This is a genomic window from Nonomuraea wenchangensis (assembly GCF_900111685.1).
Lineage (GTDB): Bacteria > Actinomycetota > Actinomycetes > Streptosporangiales > Streptosporangiaceae > Nonomuraea > Nonomuraea wenchangensis.
In genome coordinates this window covers 239280-260035 of record NZ_FOHX01000007.1, presented here as the reverse complement: position 1 = coordinate 260035, position 20756 = coordinate 239280, and the positions used below count along the sequence as shown (strand labels likewise).

Genomic DNA, 20756 nt, shown 5'->3' with positions numbered 1-20756 from the left:
CATGCGTATTCCCCGTAAGAGGAGCTTGATTATGGACTTGGCAGACATCGGCGTCACCGGCCTGGCCACCATGGGGCGCAACCTGGCCCGCAACCTCGCCAGGCACGGCTACGCCGTCGCCGTGCACAACCGCACGCACAGCCGCACGCAGCAGCTCGTCAAGGAGTTCGGCGGCGAGGGCACGTTCGTGCCGTCGGAGGACCTCGCCGGCTTCGTGGCCTCGCTCAAGCGGCCCCGGCGGGCGATCATCATGGTCAAGGCGGGCGCCGGCACCGACGCCGTCATCGACCAGCTCGCCGCGCTCATGGAGCCCGGCGACATGATCGTGGACGGCGGCAACGCCCACTACGCCGACACCCGGCGGCGCGAGGCCGCGCTGCGCGAGCGGGGGCTGCACTTCGTCGGCACCGGCATCTCCGGCGGCGAGGAGGGGGCGCTGCTCGGGCCGAGCATCATGCCGGGCGGCTCGGCGGAGTCGTGGGAGGCGCTCGGGCCGATCCTGCAGGACATCTCGGCCAAGGTGGACGGCGTGCCGTGCTGCGTGCACGTCGGCCCGGACGGCGCGGGACACTTCGTCAAGATGGTGCACAACGGCATCGAGTACTCCGACATGCAGCTCATCGCCGAGTCCTACGACCTGCTGCGGCAGGCGCTCGGCGTGACCCCGTCCGAGCTGGCCGGGGTGTTCCGCGAGTGGAACAAGGGCGACCTCGACTCCTACCTGATCGAGATCACCGCCGAGGTGCTGGAGCAGGTGGACGCCGAGACGGGCCGGCCGTTCGTGGACATCGTGGTCGACCAGGCCGAGCAGAAGGGCACCGGCCGCTGGACCGTGCAGAGCGCCCTCGACCTCGGCGTGCCGGTGACCGGCATCGCCGAGGCGACGTTCGCGCGGGCGCTGTCCGGCCACCCGGAGCAGCGGGCCGCCGCCGCCTCGCTCGCCGGGCCCGACCTGTCCGGCGTGGACGGGCGCGAGCTGGTCGAGGACGTACGGCAGGCGCTGTACGCCTCCAAGATCGTGGCGTACGCGCAGGGCTTCGACCAGATGGCCGCCGCCTCGCGGGAGTACGGCTGGGACCTCGACCTCGGCGCGATGGCGACCATCTGGCGGGGCGGCTGCATCATCAGGGCGAAGTTCCTCGACCGTATCCGCGCCGCCTACGACGCCGATCCGCACCTGCCGACGCTGCTGGCCGACCCGACGTTCGCGGGCGCGCTGGCGGCGGCGCAGGAGTCGTGGCGGCGGGTCGTGACCACGGCCGTACGGATCGGCGTGCCGACGCCGGGCTTCTCCTCGGCGCTCGCCTACTACGACGGGCTGCGCCGCGACCGGCTCCCGGCCTCGCTGGTGCAGGGGCTGCGCGACTACTTCGGCGCGCACACCTACCGCCGGGTCGACAAGGAGGGCGCCTTCCACGTCGACTGGTCGGGCGACCGCGCCGAGCGGCCCGCCTGATCGCCTGAGCGCCGCTATCTGCTGATGCGGGTGACCGGGTTGGCCACCGCCGTCACCAGGCAGAAGCCGAACGGCCCCGCCGTGTCGTGCATGGTGACCTGCCCGGTCGCGACGCCGCTCGCGCTGAGGTGGCCAGTCGCCTCGACGCCGATCAGCTCGCCCTCGGGCAGGCGGGCCAGGGTCAGCGTGTAGTCGGCGTTGATGAAGCCGAGCCCGCTCGTGCCGACGTTGGCGAGCGGGCTGGCGAAGTCGGCGGCCAGCGCGGCGCGCACGACCGGCGTCACCGGCTCGTCGTCCACCAGCGGGTACGTCTCGCGCATCCACACCCGCCCCGGGCCCGGCTCGCCCCATTCGGTGACCCGCCACAGGTCGAACGGCGGCTGCCAGCCATCGGCGGTGACCGGCTCGTGCTCGGGCGGGCGCTCGTCCCAGGCGGGGGTGACGATGCTCTGCTCGCCCTCGGGCTGCTCGCCCTGCCGCAGCAGCACGGCGGTGACCCGGCCGATCGGGCCCTGGTCGGTGGACAGGACGGCGTCGGCGACGCGGATCCGGCGCCCGTCCCTGACCAGGGCGGTCTCGACGGTGACGGGCAGCAGCGGGCTGTTGCGGAACAGGTCCACCGTCAGCCGGGCGAAGTGCATGCCCGGCTCGGCGTACCGCTCCTCCAGGGCGCGGGCGGCGAGCCCGCCGAGGAGGCGGCCGTGGAGCATGTCGGGGGACCAGGGGCTGCGGGCGTGGGGCGCGGGCACCAGCTCGCCCTGCTTCCGGGTGAAGAACGCTGTCGTCGGCGGCACAGAATGAGATTCTAGAGCAGGATCACCACCTGGCCCAGGGCGGGCCCCGATGCGTCTCCTCTCACACCGGAGGGGCGCGTCCGGCGGAACTGTCGGGGGCGGGGCGTAGGGTGCGGGGCGTGCGTTCGTCCGTCCGTATCGCCGCCGGGCCCGGATTCGTCCTCGACGCCGTCACCTGTGTCGACGACCACCGGGGGTGGTCGGCCGCCGAGCTCGGCGACCGGCACCGGATGGTGCTGGCGCGGCGGGGCACGTTCCTGCGCCGCGCGGGCGGACGCTCCGCGGTGGTCGATCCGACCCTCGCCTACCTCGGGCTGCCGGACGAGGAGGAGCGCTTCGCCCACCCCTCCGGCGGCGACGTGTGCACCTCGCTGACGCTGTCGCCCGGCCTGTGGCGCACGCTCGCGGGCGACGGCCCGCGGCCCGTCCGCCGCACGATCTACGTGGACGCCCGCCTCGACCTGGCGCACCGCCGGGTGCTCGCCGCGGCCCGCACCGGCGACGCGGCCTTCGCGCTGACGGAGTCCCTGCTGCCGCTCGTCTCCGCCACGCTCTCCCAGGTCACCGGCGGCGCCACCGACGCCACGACCGGGGGCGGGGCGGTGGGTGTGGTCGGGGCCGCGCGGGAGGTCATCGCCGCCGGCCATCCCGCCGCCGCCGGGCTGCTGTCCCTGGCCGCCCTGCTGGAGGTGTCGCCCTACACGCTGAGCAGGGCCTTCACCCGGGAGCTCGGCGTGTCGCTGACCCACTACCGCAACCGGGTCCGGGTCGGGCGGGCGCTCGACCGGCTGGAGTGCGGCGAGACCCGCCTGGCGGAGCTGGCCGCCGAGCTGGGCTTCGCCGACCAGGCGCACATGACGCGCACGGTCCGGCGGCACTGCGGCCACACCCCGGCGGCCCTGCGCCGCCTGCTCTCCCCCGACACCCAAACGCCATGATCAACTGGATTTCCGCCCGTCACGGGCCATAAGCTCACCCAATGCGTGATCTAGGTGAGGACCCCCGGCCCGCCCGTGGCGCCGTACGCGAGATCCACGTCCTCGACGGCCGGGTGACCCTGGCCTACGCTCCCGACCTGGACGGCCTGGCCGATCCGGGGGAGATCGTCTGGGCGTGGGTGCCGTACGAGGAGGACCCGTCCCGCGGCAAGGACCGCCCCCTTCTCGTCGTGGGCCGCACCGGCCGCCGGCTGCTCGGCATGATGCTCTCCAGCAAGGGCGACGACGGCCCGGAATGGCTGCCGATCGGCGCGTGGGGAAGCGACGGGCGGGCCTCCTACCTGCGGCTCGACCGGGTCTTCGTGCTGGATGAGGACGACCTCCGCCGCGAGGGCGCGGTCCTCGACGCCGACCGCTTCACCCGCGTGGCGGCCCGCCTCATGAAGCTCCACGGCTGGGACGCGGGCCGCTAGACGTCCAGGACGTCGAGGCCGTCACGCCGGCGTCCGGCGCGGGGGTCTGGGCCGCCGGTCCAGCCCGCCTGCTCCCCCGTGCCCGCCTGCTCCCCCGTGCCCGCCTGCTCCCCCGTGCCCGCCTGCTCGCCGGTGCCCGCCGCCGAGGTCCTGCCGCGCAGGGCTCCGAACGCCGTCCAGCCGTGCCAGGCGAGCACGTAGCAGGCGAGGACCAGCGCCGCCGCGTCCACGCCGCCCAGGATCGTGCTGCGTACCAGGTCGTAGTCGCTCACCGCGGCACGGTCCGACGCCGCCCCGGCCGCGCCCCCGGCGGCCGTGGCGAGCAACGCCCCCGCTACCACCACGGCGCGTGCCCGGCCCGTCAGCCCCGGCCACCGCCCGGGACGGACCGGGGCCCGCCGGTACCACAACACGAGCCAGCCGGCCAGGATCGCCAGGCCGCCCGCCGAGCTGACGTACATCAGAACGTTGAACACCCGGTGCGCGCCGACGACCGACTGCCGCAACGCCTGCCAGTGCGCCACCGCGAACCCGCCGGCCTGGGTGAAGGCGTCCCAGACCAGATGCGTGGCCATCCCGGCGAGCAGCGCGGCCACCACCGCCGCCACCGCCGGCCACGCCGCTCCGGCGCGGGGCGCGTCCGGCAGCCGGGCCCGCAGCCCGGCGGGGGCCAGCGCGGTCAGCGGCGCCCGCAGCACCCAGTGGAACACCACCAGCAGCACCATGCCCGCCGGCAGGCCCAGCAGCAGCGGCCCCCACCACGTGTGCGTGCTCGCCGACGAGAACGGCAGCGGCAGATAGTAGGGCGCGTCAGGCACCATCGCCCCGACGGCCAGCGCCGACGGCGGCAGCCACCGTCGCACCGGCAGGACGGCCACGACATGGCTCAGTGTGAAGGGCACGGTCCATTGTGGCCGTCCGCCGGGGCGCCACGGCGCCTCAGTTCTCGCCGGTGCTCCAGAAGCGGTAGTCGTGGTCGCCGGCGAAGTCGGCGCGCTTCCAAGCCCCGCTGCTCAGGGACCCGCCGTTTGGGTCTCACGTCCAGCGTGACAGCGCGCGGCTCGGTCTGCGCGGGGCCGGTTACCCGAAGCCGGGCTTCCCGGCCGCCGCCCAGCACATGGCGGAGCTGCCGTACCTGTTCGACCTGGCCCTGTTCGAGAAGCTCGGCGAGCGGGCCGGTTGGGGCTCAGAGGGTGATGATCAGTGCGTGTGCGGTCCCCGCCGGGAACGCCCATACGTGCTTGCCCGCCGCCACCAGCCGCGCGATCGGCGCGTCCAGCCCCACCGGGATCACGCGGAGCGGGGCGCCGGCGGCGGGGGCCAGCGCGAACAGCTCGCGCCCGCCGCCGACGAGAGTGCCGTTCGCGCAGACCAGGAAGGGCACCGGCCCGGCGGGCGCGGCCACGAACCGCCCCGGCTCCCCCGACCAGGTCGAGATCCGCAGCAGGCCGCCCGGCACGCTGATCCAGAGCGAGCCCGCGCAGACGGTCATGCCGCCGCGCTCGCCGTACCGTCCCAGATCGCCGAGGTCGATGTCCCTGGGCCCGCCGCGCAGGACGTCGTCGTGCCGGGACGTCCACCACAGGCGCTCGCCCTCCACCGCGCACGCGGCGAGGCCGGGCAGTTCGACCGGCGGGCCGAGCGTGCCGGGGCCGGTGAGTCTGCGCGCCCGCGCGCCCGAGACCGCCCAGATCTCGCCGCCGCCGGCGACGACCCGGCCGGGGCAGCGGGCGGTGGCGACCGGCGCGCCGTCCGGCGCGAGCCAGTGGACGCGGCCCTTCGCGGTGGCCGCGAGCGTGCCGGAGAGCGCCAGCGGCACCGGGATCGGCGCGGTCGCCAGCGTACGGGGCACCACGACGGTCTCCGGCAGCGTGCCGGGGACGCCCGCCGTCCCCGCCACGGTCCCGGGCACCGCGGCCAGCGACCGTAATCGCGGCAGAACGCCGCTGCCGCCAGGTGGGATGGGGGTGCCGGCGGCCGTGTAGGCGCGTACGCCGCGGGCGTCGGCGCACCACACGGTGACGCCGTCGGAGGCGGCCGCCGACACGGGCGCGGGCAGGTCGATCCTGGTGAAGGCGGCGTTCATGCGCCGACGATAGTCCCCGTACGCGGCCCGGCCCATCAGGGGGCGGCGCGGCGATCGGCGACCCGGCCGTCACCCCAGGTCCGGCGGGCTGCGACCATGGCCGTATGCGTGTTGTGGTGATCGGGGGCGGCATCGTCGGAGCCGCGGCGGCCTACTATCTGACGGGCCGGGGGGCGTCCGTGACGGTGGTGGACGGCGGCTACCAGGGTGAGGCGACGCAGGCGGGCGCGGGCATCGTGTGCCCGTGGGTGGACCATCCGGAGGACGACGACTGGTACCGCCTCAACCGCGAGGGCGCCCGCGCCTATCCGGGACTGGTGGAGGCGCTGGGCGAGGACTTCGGGTACGCCAAGGTGGGCGCGCTGCTGGTGGCCGAGGATCCGGCGGAGCTGGAGCCGGTGCGCTCGCTGCTGCACCGCCGGTACGCCGACGCCCCGGAGATGGGCGAGGTCGTGGACGTGCCGGCTCCGGCCGAGCTGTTCCCGCCGCTGTCGGACACCCTGAGCGCACTCCTGGTGCCGGGCGCGGCCCGCGTGGACGGGCGGTCGGTCCGCGACGCGCTGCTGAACGCCGCCGTCGCCCGGGGTGCGCGGATCCACGCGGGGGCCGCGACCCTCACACCCGACGGCGAGGTCCGCGTCCACGCGGCGGCGGGCGCCCCCTCAGGGGAAGGAGGGACGTGGACGCCGGGCGGCGGGACGGGCCAGGCCCGGAATGAGGAGACCGGTTCATGGCGCCAGGCCGCCCCCCGAGGCCCGGCAGCAGCGCAGGGCCCGGACGCGACGCAGGGCTCGCAGACCGGGCCGGGTCGGCAGGCCGGGCCGGGTCGGCAGGCCGGGCCGAGGCTGCAGGCCGCGCGCGGGTCGGAGGTGGTGCGGCCTGTTGCCGCTGGGGCGGGCAGGGTGTTCGCCGATGAGGGTGTCCCGGTGGAGGCGGACGCGGTGATCGTGGCGGGCGGTGCGTGGACCGGCGAGGTGTGCCGGCCGCTCGGCGCCGAGCTGCCGGTCTTCCCGAGGCGGGGCCAGATCCTGCACGCCACCCTCGAAGGCGTCGACACCGCGTGGTGGCCGATCGTGCTGCCCAGCGACGGGCCGTACCTGCTGGGGTTCCCCGGGTCGCGGGTGGTGATCGGGGCGACGGTGGAGGACGTCGGGTTCGCGCCGCGGGTGACGATGGGCGGGCTGGAGGAGGTGCTCCAGGCGGGGTTGCGGATCGCGCCGGGGCTGGCCGGGGCGACGGTGACGGAGACGCGGGTGGGGCTGCGGCCGGTGTACGCGCCGGGGCGGGCGCTGATCGGCCCGCTGAACTCGCGGGTGGTGGTGGCGACGGGCCTCAGCGCGTACGGCCTGACGGCGGGCCCGTACGCGGGCCGGCTCGCGGCGGCGCTCGCGCTCGGCGAGACCCCGCCCATCGACCTCACGCCCTACGCCCCCACCTGCCTCTGACGGCCGGGGCCACCCCTCCCCCTGAGCTGTCCGTTTGCCCAGCGTATGATCGGTTTCCTCCCCACCGTCGCGTTTCGTGGGGGACCGAGATGCCGCGCATCGCACCGCTGATGACGCCGTTCGTGCTGGCCGGGCTGCTGCTCGCCGCCGGATGCGGCGCGGACCCACCGGCCCGGCCCTCGATCCGGCCCGTGCCGCCGCCCGCACGCCTTCCCTCCCGCCCGCCCCCGCGCCCGCGCCGGGCGGAGCCGCCGCCCGCGGTCCAGGTGCCGTACGCGGCCTCCGGCTCGTACGCCGTCGTCCCCGGCGGCGCGCCCCCGCGACCCGGCCGCGGCCGGCCGGTGCGCTACCTGGTGGAGGTCGAGCGTGGCCTGCCGTTCGGGCCGCGCGAGTTCGCCGCCCAGGTGCACCGCATCCTGAACGACGTCCGCGGCTGGGCCCGCTTCCAGCGGGTGGACCGCGGCCCGGTACGGGTCCGGGTGGCCCTGTCGAGCCCCGAGAAGACGACCCGTGAGTGCCGGCCCCTCCGCACCGGCGGCGAGCTGTCGTGCTGGAACGGCCGCCGCTCGATCATCAACGCCCTGCGCTGGGCGGTCGGCGTCCCGCAGTACAAGGGCGATCTGGCCGCGTACCGCAGCTATCTCATCAGCCACGAGGTCGGGCACGCACTCGGCCACGACCACCGGCCCTGTCCCGGCCCCGGGCGGCCGGCCCCGGTGATGACGCAGCAGTCGAAGTCGCTGGGCCGCTGCCGCCCCAACCCGTGGCCGTTCCCCGGCCGCGCGCCCGCGACGGAGAGGCCACGCGGCGACGGGAAGCCCTGAGCCGACGGGGTGTCCGACGCGCGAAGAAGCGTCGCGATATATCGTACGGAGGGGAACACCGGGACCCCGTCCCGGTATGTGATGACCGATTTCCAGGGGAGTGTGGGCGATGGCGGGAATGCGGACGGCACGGAGGATCCTGGCGGGCGGCGCCGTCCTGGCGGCGGCCGGATGGGTGGTGCGCAACGTGCCGGCGGAGCTGGGGGTACGCCCGCTGGAGTCCGGCCCGGAGCGGGCGGGGCGCATCCAGCGCTCGAAGCAGTTCAGGGACGGCTCCTTCTACAACTCGATGCCCGAGCCGACCCACGTCATGAACACCCCGCCGGTCGGCCTGCTGGGCGAGATGGCGAAGAACAAGGAGCAGCGCCGTCCGGCCGGCCCGCTGCCGCTGCGCGTGCCGCCGACCGGGCCGGCGCCCGCCGACGGGCTGCGCGTCGTCTGGTACGGCCACGCCTCGACGCTGGTGGAGATCGAGGGCAGGCGGGTGCTGTTCGACCCGGTGTGGAGCCGGCGCGTCTCGCCGTCCCAGCTCGTCGGCCCCAAGCGGCTCCACCCCCTGCCGGTCGCGATCGGCGACCTGCCGCAGGTCGACGCCATCGCGATCTCCCATGACCACTACGACCATCTGGACCTGGCGACCGTCCGGTCGCTCGTCCGGACGCAGAAGGCGCCGTTCCTGGTGCCCCTGGGCATCGGGGCGCACCTGGAGCGGTGGGGCGTGCCGGCCTACCGGATCATCGAGCTGGACTGGGACGAGGAGGCCCAGGTGGCGGGGCTGCGCTTCGTCGCCACGGCGGCCCGGCACTTCTCGGGGCGGTCCCTGCGCCGCAACGACACCCTGTGGGGGTCGTGGGTGGTGGCGGGCGCGAACAAGCGGGTGTTCTACGCGGGCGACTCCGGCTACTTCGAGGGCTACCGGGGCATCGGGGCGGCGCACGGGCCGTTCGACCTGACGCTCATGCCCATCGGCGCCTACAGCCCCGCCTGGCCGGACATCCACATGAACCCGGAGGAGGCCGTCAACGCCCACCTCGACCTGGGCGGGAAGCTGCTGCTGCCGGTGCACTGGGCGTCGTTCACGCTGGCGCTGCACCCATGGGCGGAGCCGGTGGACCGGCTGTGGCGGGAGGCGAAGGCGCGCGAGGTCTCCATCGTCGTGCCGCGTCCCGGCGAGCTCGTGGACGCCGCCGCGGCTCCGGCGGTGGACGGCTGGTGGGAGACCCTGGGCTGACCGTACGACCCGGCGACGCGGCGGCCGGACGTACAGTGCGAGGGTGAGCAACCTGGAGCGTGAACCGCGGGAGATCCGCTGCGCCGGTGAGCCCGGCGCGGGCGGCGAGCTGCTGGAGGGGCGGGCGGTGCCGCTGGGCGGGCCGCGCGCGATGTCCGTGAGCAGGACCCTTCCCGGCGCCCGGCGGCGCATGATCGGCGCCTGGTGCTTCCTCGACGCCTACGGCCCCGAGGTGACCGCCATGCGCGTGCCGCCCCACCCGCACACCGGCCTGCAGACCGTCACCTGGCTGCTCGCCGGCGAGGTGCTGCATCGCGACAGCCTGGGCAGCCTCCAGCGCGTACGCCCCGGTCAGCTCAACCTCATGACCGCCGGCCGCGGCATCTCCCACTCCGAGGAGTCGGCCGAGACGACCCTGCACGGGGTGCAGCTCTGGGTGGCGTTGCCCGAGGAGCACCGCGCCGACGCGCCCTCCTTCGAGCACCACGCGAAGCTGCCGGTGCTGGAGGGCCCCGGGTTCGCCGCCACGGTGATCATGGGTTCCCTGGGCGGTGCGGTCTCCCCCGCCACCGCCCGCACCCCGCTGACCGGCGCGGAGATCGCGGTGGACGGCACGGGCGAGGTGCCGCTCGATCCCGGGTTCGAGCACGGGCTGCTGCTGCTCGACGGCGAGGTCGAGGGCCTGGAACGGGGTCCGCTGGCCTACCTGCCGCCGGGGCGGGCCGGGTTGAGGCTGGCCGGGCGCGGGCGGGTGCTGCTCGTCGGCGGCGCCCCGTTCGGCGAGGAGATCGTCATGTGGTGGAACTTCGTGGGCCGCTCGCACGACGAGATCGCGGCCTTCAGGAAGGAATGGGCGGAGGGCGAGGGGTTCGGCGTCGTCGAGGGGTTCGACGGCGCCCCGCTCCCCGCGCCCGTCCTGCCCGGCATCCGCCTCAAGCCGAGGGGACGCGTCAGGTGAGCCGCTGAGCCTCGCCGAGCAGCCGCCAGGCTCCCACCGCTGGCGCGCAATTGACAAAAAATACTGTCCAATGGTTCGATCACCTCATGGCCGCCACCGAGATGTCGCTCATGGACGAGCCCGAGCGCCTGCGCGTCGCCCTGACGCCCATCCGCAGACAGCTCCTCGCCCGCCTCCGCGAGCCGGCGTCGGCGGTCCAGCTCGCGGCCGAGCTCGGCCAGCCCCGCCAGCGGGTCGGCTACCACCTGAAAGTGCTGGAGCAGGAGGAGCTGATCGAGCTCGTCGAGGAGCGCCGCCGCCGCGGCTGCGTCGAGCGGGTGATGCGCGCCACCGCCAAAGCCTTCCTCGTCGACCCCGCCGTGCTCACCCCCACCGCGCCCACCCCCGCCGCGCCCACCCCCGCCGCGCTCACCCCCGCCGGGGTCGACGCCGGCTTCACCCGCATCGCCGACCGGCACGCCGCCGAGCACCTGGTCGAGGTCGCCGCGGGCACCGTCCGCGAGGTGACCCGGATGGCGGCGGAGGCCGACCGGCAGGGCGTCCGCCTGCTGACCTTCACGCTGGAGGCCGACGTGCGCTTCGCCGAGCCGGGCGACGTGCACCGCTTCACCGACGAGCTCGCCGAGGCCGTCTCACGCCTCGCGGCGCGCTACGACACCCCCGGCGGCAGGCCCTACCGCCTCACCGCCGGCGGCCATCCCGCCCCGCGCGCGGAGCCGGCCGGCTGACTCCCTCCCCGCGCCCGACGGCGGAGGTCCCCCCATCCCGCAGGAGTTTCGATGACAGACGAGCGGTTCACCGTGGAGGTCACCATCTCCGCACCGGTCGAGGAGGTGTGGCGGGCGCTGCGCGACCCGGAGCTCATCCGGCGCTGGCACGGCTGGCACTTCGACGGCCTCGACAAGGAGATCGAGCTCATCTACGCCCAGCAGGCCACCGAGTCGCCCGAGGAACACCGGGTGGAGGTCCAGGGCGGCGACAGGTTCGAGCTGACCGACGCCGGCGAGGGCCGCACCCACCTGCGCATGACCCGCGCCCCGCTCAGCGGCGACGCCGAGTGGGACTCCTACTACGACGACGTCAACGAGGGCTGGGTCACCTTCATCCACCAGCTCAGGTTCGCCCTGGAGCGCCATCCAGGCGCCGACCGGCGCACCGTCTTCCTCTCGGGCTCCGGCGCCGCCCCGCCCCTGGCGGCCGCCGGCCTGGCCGCGCTCACCGGCCTCGCCCCCGGCGCCCCGTACGAGCACGCCGCTCCCACCGGCGAGCCGCTCGCGGGCACGGTCTGGTACCGCACGGATCGCCAGCTCGGCCTCACCGTCGACGGCTGGGGCGACGGCCTGCTCGTGGTCGCCCACACCCCGCCCGCCGCGGTCCACCCCGAGGGGGTCGCCATGATGGTGCTGACCACGTACGGGCAGACGGACGAGGAGTTCGCGGCCCTGGATGCACGCTGGACCGCCTGGTGGTCCAGGGCCGTCCCGGCGGCCTGATCAGGCCGGACGCGCGAACTCCCGGCGCCCGCTGCCGGGCCGCGCGGGTGCCGGCGCCCGGCGCGCGTGACCGGCCTCATAAGGCCGGGTGGAGCAGCCGCTTGGCCTCGTCGTGGTGGCCGGCCATCTCGCGCAGCGCCTCGCCCGTCGCCTTCAGCACCGACAGGCGGGCGCCCGGGTTGCCGCGCAGGGCGCGCGCGACGGCCTTGACCATGCCGCCCATCGCCAGCGTCTCGCGCGGGTCCCGGATCCTGGAGTAGACCTCAAGGATCCGGCGCACCCCCTGCGGCCCCTCGGTCAGCCCGCGCAGCAGCTCGATCTGCACGTACGCGAGCCCGTCGCCGCGCCCGAGCAGGTTCGTCCAGTGATACATGATCAGGCACTGCCGGTCGCGCGACCGTTCCCAGTCGGCCGTCGCCTCGTCGAGGGCCGCGGGATCGTCCACCACGCCGGCGACCCGCTCGCCCAGCAGCCGCCCGAACTTCACGGCGTCGCGGATGCCCTGCGCCGTGACCGGGTCCTTGAAGTGCCCCGCATCGCCGACCAGCGCCCAGCCGGGGCCCGCCGAGGTGCGGAAGTACGACGGGTGCGTCGCGGAGCTGACGATCTTCGTCGCCCTGGTGCACCCCTCCAGGCGCTGGGCCAGCCCCGGAACGAGCCCGACGGTCCGAGTGAACTCCGCCTCCAGGTCTCCCCGGAAGTCCGCGGCCCGCTCGGCCGGCGGCATCAGCAGCACCATCGACAGCCCGCCGTCGCAGGGGAAGGCGTTGCCCAGCTCCCGTCCCGTCAGCCACATCGCCGCCGTGGTGCGCCACTCCTCACGCGGGTCCTCGTAGTAGGCGTAGTAACAGGCCCGGCCGTTGGCGTGGGACAGCCGGGGCTGCTCGGCGCCGACCAGGCGGGCGACGGTCGAGCGACGGCCGTCCGCGCCGACGACCAGGTTGGCGCGGATCTCGTACTCGCGGCCGCCGCGCTCGCTGACCTTCACGCCCACCGCCCGGCCTCCCTCCCACAGGAGGTCGACGACCCGGTGGCCCTCCCTGACCTCGGCGCCGGCCGCGCGGGCCGTGTCGACGAGAGCCGCGTCCAGCGCGGTCCTGCGCACGCACATGCCGTAGTCGATGCCGTCGATGGGCGTGTAGCCGCCGGCGGCGGCGTGGCCGGGGCCGCCGACGAAGGCACGGGAGAGCTTCGGCGCGCCGATCTTCTCGACGCGTTCCAGCGCGCCCGTCCTGGCCAGCTCGGCGACGCCCGAGGCGAAGAGCAGGTGGGTGGAGACCGTGGTGGACGGGAATCGCGCCGGATCCACCGCGATCACCCTGACCCCGCGCCGCGCCAGGGCGGCCGCGGTGGCGGAACCCGCGCAGCGCGCTCCGGCGATGACGACGTCTGCGTGCTCTGGCATCGGGCCTCCCGGCGCGCTAACCGACTCTAGCGTCGGTTCTATGCCTCGGAGAGGCGCGGCGTCAACGGGTCGGGGGTAGGCTGCCGGGCATGGCGATCCAGGAGCCGAAGAAACGCATGCGCGGCTCGGCCCGCCGGGCCCGCATCACCGAGGCGGCCCTGGAGGTCTTCGCCTCCCGCGGCTACCACGCGACCGCCATGGAGGAGATCGCGGCCGCGGCCGGGGTCACCCGCTCGGTGCTCTACGACCACTTCCCGTCCAAGCGGGTCCTGCTGATCACGGTCCTGCAGGAGCAGAACGCGCGGCTGGTCGAGCACATCGGCGCCCGCATCACCGGCACCGGCTCGCCGGGCCGGCGGCTGCGCGCCACGCTCGACGCCTATTTCAGCTTCTCAGAGGACCGGCCCGACGCGCGCCGCCTGCTGTTCGACCACACCGACGAGAACGACCCCGAGATCAAGGCGGTGCGCTGGGGCATCTGCGAGACCCGCACCCGCTCGGTCGCCGTGATGCTCGCGCGCGACCTGCGCAACCTCGGCCTCGACCCCGACAGCGACACCGCGCACGCCGTGGTCGAGCTGCTCCTCTCCGGCACCGACGGCCTCGCCCAGTGGTGGGCGAGAAACCCGTCGATGCCGCGCGAGCGCCTCGTCGACGCCGCCATGCTCGTGCTGTGGAACGGCCTGTCCCAAACGCCTGGGCGCACATTCACCGCTTGACAGAAGTGATCCACGGGTTCATCGTCTCGCCTAGCTGAACCAACAGCCGTGTCGGTTAGCTAACGGTGAGCGGAGGCCGCCCCATGGCAGAGCAGGAGATCCACGACAACGGTCAGAGCGGGATCAACCGGCGAAGGTTCGTCACCGGCGCGCTGGCCACCGCCGCGGGAGCGGCGACCGGGCCGCTATGGGCCGCGGAAGGCGCCAGAGCGGCCGCCCCCACCCTCCTCAAGGCCAGCGTCACCGGCCGCAAGGTGGCGGTCTTCGGAGCCGGCATGGGAGGTCTGAGCACCGCCCACGAGCTGGCCGAGCGCGGCTTCGAGGTCACCGTGTACGAGCGCAAGGTCCTCGGCGGCAAGTCCAGGAGCATCCCCGTGCCCGGCACCGCCGCCGGCGGGCGCAAGGACCTGCCCGGCGAGCACGGCTTCCGGTTCTTCCCCGGCTTCTACCAGAACCTGCCGGACACGATGAGCCGCATCCCGTTCGGCTCCGGCACCGTGCGCGACAACCTGGTCGCCGCCAGCCTCACGGCCATCGCCTACCGGAAGAAGTTCCTGCGCGTCCCCATCCCCAGCCAGCTCGGCGGCGGGCTCACCCCGGAAGCCATCCAGGACTACTTACGCAGCGCGCTCATCGCGGGCACCTCCATCCCGCTCACCCAGGTGAACTTCTTCCTGTCGAAGATGATCACGTTCATCACCAGCGGTCCCCGCAGGAAGCTCGGCCAGTGGGAGAACATGAGCTTCTCCGACTTCACCAAGGCCGACATCATGTCCGCCGAGTACCGCGAACTGCTGTCGAGGATGTTCACCGCCTCCCTCGTGGCAGCCCAGCCCGATCGGGCCAACACCCGCACGATCGCCATGATGTTCGAGGCGCTCCTCTACAGCGCCCTCGGGCTCGGCCCGTACGGTCCGCCCGACCAGGTGCTCAACGGCCCGTCCAACGACGTGTGGCTCGACCCCTGGATCAACTACCTGACCGGGCTCGGCGTCCAGTTCAAGGTCGGCTGGACCGCCACCGGCTTCGACTACAGCGGCGGCCGGATCACCGGCGCCCGGGTGACCGACCCCACCGGCGCCGCCGGCACCGTCACCGCCGACCACTACGTCGCCGCGATGCCCGTCGAGCGTCTCACGCCCATCCTGTCGAGCGCGATGAAGTCCGCCGACCCCCAGCTGGCCAGGTTGAGCCACCTGGAGACAGACTGGATGAACGGCGTCATGATCTACCTGAAGGAGCCCAGGCCGATCGCCGAGGGCCATCTCGTCTACGCCGGCACCCCGTGGGCGCTCACCTCGATCAGCCAGGCCCAGTTCTGGGCCACCGACTTCCCCGCCACGTACGGCGACGGCGTCGCGAAGGACTGCCTGTCGCTCGACCTGTCCGACTGGAACTCACCGGGCATCCTGTTCGGCAAGACCGCCAAGCAGTGCACCAGGCAGCAGATCGTCCAGGAGGTGCTGGCCCAGGTCCGCGCCGTCACCCCCAACGGAGACCAGCTGCTGCCGGACTCGCTCGTCCACAGCTGGTTCGTCGACCCCGCCATCACCGGCGAGGGCACCCCGGCGGCGGCCAACGACGAGCCCCTGCTGATCAACTCGCCGAGCTCGTGGGCGAACCGCCCCGAGTCCACCACCCGGATCCCGAACTTCTACCTGGCCGCCGACTACGTCCGCAACAACATCAACCTGGCCACCATGGAGGGCGGCAACGAGGCCGGCCGCACGACGGCCAACGCCATCCTCGACGCCGCCGGCTCCTCCGCGACCAAGGCCAAGCTGTACGACCTGTACCTGCCGCGCGAGTTCCAGTCGCTCTACGACCTGGACGACGTCCGCTACCAGCTCCGCCTGCCGAACAAGTTCGACCTCCTCGCCCCCTACTGGCCGTGACACGCCGGCGCCGGGCTTCCGTGCGGACGCCCCGTACGGAAGCCCGGCCCCCCGCCACCCGGGCCACGGACGCCCGCGGCCTCAGTAGACCGAGATGTGCGGGTGGTCGTAGTGGTTGGCGGTCGTGCCGCCGCGGTCGGACATGGCGCGCCAGACTCCCGTGCGCGTGTGCCAGATGCGCTGGCGGTAGATCACGTACATGATGCCGAGGCGGCGGGCGTTCTTGATGGCCCAGGCGGCGATCTGGTCGCCGCGGGCGCGCTCGGCCGCCGACGGCAGCGCGCCGCCGTGGCTCAGCATGAAGTCGCAGGCCCGGCCGAGCGGGTGCTCGCCGCCGTCCTGGATGGCGCGGTAGCAGCCGATCCCGAACGGCACCTCGAACCGTTCCTTCACGAGCTGCCTGACCAGCGCCATGCGCGGCGTGATGTTGTCCGCCCCCTGCGGGAGCTGCGGGACGAACGTGCCGTCCGGCCGCATGCCGGGCGCCCGGTAGAGCTGGTCGATCTTGTCCTTGATGCGCTCGATCTGCTTCTCGGCCTTCTTCTTGCGGCCCTCCAGCTCGCCGAGCGTCTGGTCGAGCTCCTCCGCACGGGCCGTGGCCTCCTCCTGCGCCCGCTGCCGGTCGTCGCGGACCTTGGCGTAGCCGCGCAGCTTGGCGTCCTGGAGTGAGACGAGGTGCTGGACGAGGGCCAGGCGGCTGAGCAGCGCCTCGGGGTCCTGATTTGCGACGAGCATGGCGGTCTGGTTCGGCTCGGCGCCGGTGTAGTGGGCGACGGCCAGCGCGCGCAGGTCGGTGGAGTGGCGGTCGAAGACCTCCTGAGCGGCGGTCAGCTTCTCGCGGGCCGCTTTCTCGGCCTTGTCCGCCTTCTGGTGGGCGATGCGGCTGCTGTAGTAGTCGGTGATGAGCCGGTCGGAGTCCTTCTGCAGGGCGGCCAGTTCCTTCTTGAGCTGCTTGACCGTCGGCTTCGGCGCCGCCTGGGCCGCGGGCGCCCCGGCGAGCAGTCCGGCGCAGACGGCGGCGAGGACCGGACGCCACCGCACCGATCGTCGCGGGACGCATGACCGCGGAGCGGGGGACTCAGCCGCCACACTTCTCCTTCTCCCGAGCCACAGGGCCGGGCCCTCTGTCCGAGGTGTGATGGTAGAGGATCACACGCGGCAGTATGCACTTTATGACGATTACGGGTACCCCTACGGGGCGTCCTGCGGGTGGACGCGCAACGCCCGGCGGAAGGTGTCGCGGTGCCGGGCGAGGTGCTCGTCGTCGGCCAGGTAGATGCGGTCGTCGCCGCGTTCGAGGTGGCTCGCGAACCCGGGATGCCCGGCCGCCGCCTGCTCGCGCATGTGCCTGACCAGGTGCGCGAGCCGGGCCCGCGCGGTGTCGACCAGCGCGTCACGTCCGGCCGGGTCCAGCCCGTACGCGTCCGCGAACAGCCGCAGCCTGCGCGCCTGGGCGTCCACCGGCTGGCCGTCCGGACGGCGGGGATCGGTGAGCGGGACGAAACGGTAGGCGGCGTAGGCCACGTCCCAGACCCGCGGACCGGGATGCGCGGTGTCGAAGTCGATGAACGCCACCGGCCGCCCGTCCCTGAACACGCAGTTGTACGGGGCCACGTCGCCGTGACAGACGACCTCCGCCGGGCTCACTGCCGGGAAGTACCACGTCAGCCCCGGATCCACCGGGAAGCCGGCGGTCGCGTCGTGGAAGTCGCGCAGCAGCCTGGCGACGCCTGCCGGCACGTCGTCCGCCAGTGCCCACGCGGGCAGCGGGTAGCCGGGGACGTCGCCGGGCACGTGGTCGAGGATCTCCCGCCCCCGCGCGTCGACGCCATGGGCGCGGGGCGCGCCCGTGAACCCGCGCTCGGCCAGGTGGGAGAGCAGCGCGTGCACGGCCGGCGTCCAGGGGCCGGTCAGCCGGCGTACGGTGTCGCCGACCCTGACGACCCGGTTGACGCTCCCCCCGAGCAGCTCCTCCACGGCCTCTCTCCCCGCCCGGCGCGTACCGACGACGGCCGGCGGCCAGTGTGCCACGCGCCGGCCGTGAACGGCGAGGGCGGCGGGGTCAGCGGCGGGCGCCGAAGGCGACGGCGGTGGTGGAGGCGATCGTGGTCACCAGGACCACCATGACCAGGACGGATCCCAGCGGGTTCTTGCGGCGGGCCGGCGGAGCGGCGGCCTGTCTGACGCGAGCCGGCGGGGTGAGGCTCGGCGCCGGGGTCGCGGCCGGGGTCGGCGTGGGCGTGACCGCCGCGCGGACCGGTACGACGGGCGGCGCGCCCGGCGGGCGGGGCGCGGAAGGGGGCGTGCCGCGCCGGGAGCACTGCCCCACCTGGACGTTGCCCTCGCACACGGCTCTGGGGTAGATCGTCATCCCCGGCACGGTGACCTTGGGGACGAGGTGCCCACCCGGCGGCCGGACGGCGATCGACACGTGCGGAACCGGCGCCTGGCCCACCCGCACCCCCGCCACCGAGCCGTTCCGCGACACCTTCCCCGCCCGCGCCCCGGGCACGGACCTTCCGTCGGGCACCTTGCTCGTCTTGATCTGTGGCATCGTCCCGGCGCGAGGCATCTTGTGGCCCCGCGTCCCCGGCACCGAGCCGCCGACCGGGACCTTGCCCGCGCGCCCACCCGGCACGGAGCCACCGACCGGGACCTTGCCACCCCGGACACCTGGCACGGAAGCGCCGACCGGGACCTTGCCGTCCCGGTTGCCCGGTGCCGACGCCCGGACGTAGACCTTCCTCGCCCCGATGCCGGCGTCCGCCGGCCTGGCGGCGTGCAGCGCGCCGTCTTCCAGACGCTCGGGCGGCTGCGCCGCGACCTGGGGGTACGCAGCGAGCGACGCCCCGGAGCGGGCCTCGTCGGCGACCACGGGGCCCGCGACCGCGGCGGCGAGCAGTGCGACGGCGAGCAGCGTCAACGACGCGACGCGGTATCCGCCCCCCACCGCACCCCCCTCGTCCTGGGGTGCGGCTTGCGCATCGTCGGTACTCACATGCTCCCGCCGATCCGGGAGAACTCCTGCAGCGCCGCCTGGAACGGCGCCGGCCCCACCGCCAGGGGGCCGGCGAAGGCGTGGGAGATGTCCCAGGTCAGGTAGACGCCGAAGCCGAGCAGGGCGCCCATGGCGAGCATCGGCAGCAGGGTGAGCCCGCGCGGCCGGGCCCCGGCCATGAAGGGGAAGACGAGCACCACGAGCCCCGTGAGGACGGTCAGGAACAGCAGGCCGTCGGGCGGCGTGGCGGCGGCGTCGGCCGCGCGCTGGGCCCGCGCGCTGGAGAGGGCGCCGAGGTGTGAGAGCAGGTCGGTCTTGGCGTCCTCCTGGTCGGTGCCGCTGACCGTCAGGGCGCTGACCCGGCCGCGCAGGGCGTCCATGCGGGCGGCGCCGACCGGGTCCATGTGGCCCTGGGCCATGAGGGGCCACTCGTCGCGGACCACGAAGGTGATGTAGTCGCGCAGGGCGGAGCGGACCTGGCGGGCGTCGTCAGGAGGCAGGGCGGCGGCGGCCCAGTAGGCGTTGACCGCGGCCTGGCTCTCGGCGTGGGTGTTCTGGCGGGCGGCGTCGGCGGTGGTCCACGGCACGATGATCGCGATGGCGAACACCAGCAGGAACAGGGCCGACAGCATCGCTCCGGCGTGACCGGCGGAGGGGCCGCCGGGATCTCGGTCGTCCTCCGCCCGGCGGACCTTGCGGAACAGCAGCGCGGCGAGCACCACCACACCGCCGGCCGCGAGGATCGAGAGCGCGTACGCCACCATAGGATCTCCCGAAAAACTCCGGATACGCAGTGTCACATTACTATCACACCGTGCAATGATGGCGTGAGGCCCGGAAAGGTAAAGCCGTGGCAATGCGTGCGAACGTGAGTCGGTGCGGAGCCGCCGCGGCCCGGCCGCTGGACGGATTTGCCGGCATGACCGGAGGCGCTGACCATTCGTCCAGCCGCGCGGTGATGTCCCGGAAATGTGTGGACCATGGGTCCGTGAATCTCAACGACCGTAAATTCGTGATGGTGAGCTCGACCGCGAGCGCGGTGGACCCGGACAGCCCGACGGAGTTCCACTACTGGGAGTCCGACGGGCTGGTGTGGGGCAGCTACACGGGCGACACCGTCATCCAGGGGCGCTTCGTGGGCACCCGCGAGGGTGAGGACGTGCGGATCTCGTACGTGCACGCGTTGAAGGCGGGCGGCACGGCGGGCGGCCGGAGCAGCAGCCGTCTGGAGACCGGCGAGGACGGGTTGCTGCGCCTGGTGGAGGAGTTCAGCTTCGAGGGCGACGACACGCAGCACGTCAGCGTGTGCACAGAAGTGGCCGGGTAGGCGTCAGTCGTCCTTGCGCAGGGCGGCCCGGCCCTCGGCGGCGCCGACGAAGCGCATCTTGCCGAGCGGCACGTCGTCCCGCTCCTCCGACGGGGCCGGGCGGCGTGCCTGCCTGGCGGCCTGACGGGCGTCGCCGGGCAGCACGTACGGCCGCCGCAGCACCTCGTCCAGGATGAACACCGTCTCGGTGGCCTTCACCGCCGGGATGTTGGCCAGCCGGTCGGTGACCATGCTGTGCACGGCCGCGACGTCCGCCACCCGCACCTGGATCATGGCGTCGTGCTGGCCGGTGGTGATGGCGCAGTACTCCACCTCGGGCATCCGGGCCAGCTCGGCCCGGAACTGCTTCCACATCTGCTGGCGTACGGTCACGAAGATCAGGGCGGTGATGCCGAGCCCGGCCCGCCCGTGGTCGATCTCGGCGGTGAAGCGCTTGATCGCGCCGTCCGCGCGCAGCGCCTCGAAGCGCGTGTAGGCGTTGGCCCGGGAGATGCCGACCCGTTCGGCCAGCGCGGCGACCGAGATCCTGCCGTTCTCGCGCAGGATCTCAAGGATCTTCAGATGGATGTCGTCCAGTTCGAGACCGATGCCGATCCGTCCAGGTTGACCGCTCCCGCTATGCCCATTTCTAGAAATATCACTCATCATTACCTCACTGACCTTTATATACGTCTCAGCGACCGCACAGTACCTGGACGATCTGCCGCACAATCC

The 20756-nt window shown here is 73.9% G+C and carries 21 protein-coding genes; 12 read left to right on the top strand and 9 right to left on the bottom strand.

From position 1 onward, the window contains the following. The first annotated feature begins 31 nt into the window (after positions 1-31). Complete coding sequence (gndA, locus tag BMW85_RS22780; protein ID WP_091084685.1) at positions 32-1456, top strand: NADP-dependent phosphogluconate dehydrogenase; 1425 nt, start codon at positions 32-34, stop codon at positions 1454-1456. A 14-nt stretch (positions 1457-1470) separates the two neighbouring features. Here gndA and BMW85_RS22775 read toward each other — a convergent pair whose 3' ends face one another. Continuing rightward, on the bottom strand, positions 1471-2250 hold the full coding sequence (locus BMW85_RS22775) for a thioesterase family protein (protein ID WP_091084682.1): 780 nt from the start codon (positions 2248-2250) through the stop codon (positions 1471-1473). Positions 2251-2369: 119 nt separating this feature from the next. On the opposite strand from BMW85_RS22775, the gene BMW85_RS22770 reads away from it, so the two are divergent. Together BMW85_RS22770 and BMW85_RS22765 are read left to right on the top strand one after the other, a co-directional pair. Next, entirely contained in the window at positions 2370-3188 is an 819-nt protein-coding gene (locus tag BMW85_RS22770; protein WP_091085338.1) for a helix-turn-helix domain-containing protein, read from the top strand. A gap of 41 nt (positions 3189-3229) precedes the next feature. After that, on the top strand, positions 3230-3661 hold the full coding sequence (locus BMW85_RS22765; RefSeq protein WP_091084680.1) for a type II toxin-antitoxin system PemK/MazF family toxin: 432 nt from the start codon (positions 3230-3232) through the stop codon (positions 3659-3661). On the opposite strand, the gene BMW85_RS22760 is transcribed toward BMW85_RS22765, so the two are convergent. Both BMW85_RS22760 and BMW85_RS22755 read right to left on the bottom strand, forming a co-directional pair. Then, positions 3658-4563, bottom strand: a complete 906-nt coding sequence (locus BMW85_RS22760; RefSeq protein ID WP_091084677.1) for a DUF4184 family protein — start codon at positions 4561-4563, stop codon at positions 3658-3660. The two genes, BMW85_RS22765 and BMW85_RS22760, sit on opposite strands and share 4 nt — an antisense overlap. 284 nt (positions 4564-4847) lie before the next feature. Beyond that, complete coding sequence (locus BMW85_RS22755; RefSeq protein ID WP_091084675.1) at positions 4848-5747, bottom strand: hypothetical protein; 900 nt, start codon at positions 5745-5747, stop codon at positions 4848-4850. 104 nt (positions 5748-5851) lie between these two features. Between BMW85_RS22755 and BMW85_RS22750 the strand changes: the two genes are divergently transcribed. From BMW85_RS22750 to BMW85_RS22725, 6 genes are all read left to right on the top strand, one after another. Beyond that, the gene (locus BMW85_RS22750; RefSeq protein ID WP_091084672.1) at positions 5852-7192 is read left to right on the top strand and encodes an NAD(P)/FAD-dependent oxidoreductase; all 1341 of its coding nucleotides are present in this window, start codon (positions 5852-5854) and stop codon (positions 7190-7192) included. 89 nt (positions 7193-7281) lie between these two features. After that, positions 7282-8016, top strand: a complete 735-nt coding sequence (locus BMW85_RS22745; protein WP_091084669.1) for a DUF3152 domain-containing protein — start codon at positions 7282-7284, stop codon at positions 8014-8016. A gap of 118 nt (positions 8017-8134) precedes the next feature. Then, a complete protein-coding gene (locus BMW85_RS22740; protein WP_091084668.1) occupies positions 8135-9247 on the top strand; it encodes an MBL fold metallo-hydrolase in 1113 nt (370 codons plus the stop codon). Between the two features lie 43 nt (positions 9248-9290). Next, complete coding sequence (locus BMW85_RS22735; protein WP_091084666.1) at positions 9291-10205, top strand: pirin family protein; 915 nt, start codon at positions 9291-9293, stop codon at positions 10203-10205. Positions 10206-10291: 86 nt separating this feature from the next. Beyond that, positions 10292-10933: an ArsR/SmtB family transcription factor gene (locus tag BMW85_RS22730; protein ID WP_218155886.1), complete on the top strand. Its 642-nt coding sequence runs from the start codon at positions 10292-10294 to the stop codon at positions 10931-10933. Positions 10934-10984: 51 nt separating this feature from the next. Next, positions 10985-11698, top strand: a complete 714-nt coding sequence (locus BMW85_RS22725; RefSeq protein WP_091084664.1) for an SRPBCC family protein — start codon at positions 10985-10987, stop codon at positions 11696-11698. A gap of 76 nt (positions 11699-11774) precedes the next feature. Here the strand turns inward: BMW85_RS22725 and BMW85_RS22720 are convergent, their stop codons facing one another. Then, positions 11775-13103 (bottom strand): NAD(P)/FAD-dependent oxidoreductase, encoded by a 1329-nt coding sequence (locus tag BMW85_RS22720; protein ID WP_091084662.1) that lies wholly within the window; start codon positions 13101-13103, stop codon positions 11775-11777. A gap of 89 nt (positions 13104-13192) precedes the next feature. On the opposite strand from BMW85_RS22720, the gene BMW85_RS22715 reads away from it, so the two are divergent. Both BMW85_RS22715 and BMW85_RS22710 read left to right on the top strand, forming a co-directional pair. After that, complete coding sequence (locus BMW85_RS22715; RefSeq protein WP_245775005.1) at positions 13193-13822, top strand: TetR/AcrR family transcriptional regulator; 630 nt, start codon at positions 13193-13195, stop codon at positions 13820-13822. 83 nt (positions 13823-13905) lie between these two features. After that, the gene (locus BMW85_RS22710) at positions 13906-15717 is read left to right on the top strand and encodes a hydroxysqualene dehydroxylase (RefSeq protein WP_091084660.1); all 1812 of its coding nucleotides are present in this window, start codon (positions 13906-13908) and stop codon (positions 15715-15717) included. Between the two features lie 81 nt (positions 15718-15798). On the opposite strand, the gene BMW85_RS22705 is transcribed toward BMW85_RS22710, so the two are convergent. From BMW85_RS22705 to BMW85_RS22690, 4 genes are all read right to left on the bottom strand, one after another. Further along, positions 15799-16758, bottom strand: coding sequence for a coiled-coil domain-containing protein (locus BMW85_RS22705; protein WP_091084657.1), 960 nt, complete (start codon positions 16756-16758; stop codon positions 15799-15801). A 150-nt stretch (positions 16759-16908) separates the two neighbouring features. After that, positions 16909-17694 carry a phosphotransferase enzyme family protein gene (locus BMW85_RS22700; RefSeq protein ID WP_091084656.1) on the bottom strand — a complete coding sequence of 262 codons (786 nt, stop codon included), beginning with the start codon at positions 17692-17694 and terminating at the stop codon, positions 16909-16911. 85 nt (positions 17695-17779) lie between these two features. Further along, a complete protein-coding gene (locus tag BMW85_RS22695; RefSeq protein WP_091084653.1) occupies positions 17780-18667 on the bottom strand; it encodes a hypothetical protein in 888 nt (295 codons plus the stop codon). A 44-nt stretch (positions 18668-18711) separates the two neighbouring features. Next, the gene (locus BMW85_RS22690; protein WP_091084651.1) at positions 18712-19479 is read right to left on the bottom strand and encodes a bestrophin-like domain; all 768 of its coding nucleotides are present in this window, start codon (positions 19477-19479) and stop codon (positions 18712-18714) included. 224 nt (positions 19480-19703) lie between these two features. On the opposite strand from BMW85_RS22690, the gene BMW85_RS22685 reads away from it, so the two are divergent. Continuing rightward, positions 19704-20042, top strand: a complete 339-nt coding sequence (locus tag BMW85_RS22685; protein ID WP_245775004.1) for an avidin-fold protein — start codon at positions 19704-19706, stop codon at positions 20040-20042. A 3-nt stretch (positions 20043-20045) separates the two neighbouring features. Here BMW85_RS22685 and BMW85_RS22680 read toward each other — a convergent pair whose 3' ends face one another. After that, positions 20046-20690 carry an Lrp/AsnC family transcriptional regulator gene (locus BMW85_RS22680; RefSeq protein ID WP_245775003.1) on the bottom strand — a complete coding sequence of 215 codons (645 nt, stop codon included), beginning with the start codon at positions 20688-20690 and terminating at the stop codon, positions 20046-20048. Positions 20691-20756: the final 66 nt, after the last annotated feature.

Excerpts from the sequence above, each read along its gene's own strand:
- BMW85_RS22710 (WP_091084660.1), top strand. The coding sequence starts at position 13,906 with ATGGCAGAGCAGGAGATCCACGACAACGGTCAGAGCGGGATCAACCGG.
- BMW85_RS22745 (WP_091084669.1), top strand. The coding sequence starts at position 7,282 with ATGCCGCGCATCGCACCGCTGATGACGCCGTTCGTGCTGGCCGGGCTG.
- BMW85_RS22725 (WP_091084664.1), top strand. The coding sequence starts at position 10,985 with ATGACAGACGAGCGGTTCACCGTGGAGGTCACCATCTCCGCACCGGTC.
- BMW85_RS22755 (WP_091084675.1), bottom strand. The coding sequence starts at position 5,747 with ATGAACGCCGCCTTCACCAGGATCGACCTGCCCGCGCCCGTGTCGGCG.
- BMW85_RS22720 (WP_091084662.1), bottom strand. The coding sequence starts at position 13,103 with ATGCCAGAGCACGCAGACGTCGTCATCGCCGGAGCGCGCTGCGCGGGT.
- gndA (WP_091084685.1), top strand. The coding sequence starts at position 32 with ATGGACTTGGCAGACATCGGCGTCACCGGCCTGGCCACCATGGGGCGC.
- BMW85_RS22715 (WP_245775005.1), top strand. The coding sequence starts at position 13,193 with ATGGCGATCCAGGAGCCGAAGAAACGCATGCGCGGCTCGGCCCGCCGG.
- BMW85_RS22690 (WP_091084651.1), bottom strand. The coding sequence starts at position 19,479 with ATGGTGGCGTACGCGCTCTCGATCCTCGCGGCCGGCGGTGTGGTGGTG.
- BMW85_RS22730 (WP_218155886.1), top strand. The coding sequence starts at position 10,292 with ATGGCCGCCACCGAGATGTCGCTCATGGACGAGCCCGAGCGCCTGCGC.
- BMW85_RS22765 (WP_091084680.1), top strand. The coding sequence starts at position 3,230 with ATGCGTGATCTAGGTGAGGACCCCCGGCCCGCCCGTGGCGCCGTACGC.
- BMW85_RS22680 (WP_245775003.1), bottom strand. The coding sequence starts at position 20,690 with ATGATGAGTGATATTTCTAGAAATGGGCATAGCGGGAGCGGTCAACCT.
- BMW85_RS22750 (WP_091084672.1), top strand. The coding sequence starts at position 5,852 with ATGCGTGTTGTGGTGATCGGGGGCGGCATCGTCGGAGCCGCGGCGGCC.
- BMW85_RS22740 (WP_091084668.1), top strand. The coding sequence starts at position 8,135 with ATGCGGACGGCACGGAGGATCCTGGCGGGCGGCGCCGTCCTGGCGGCG.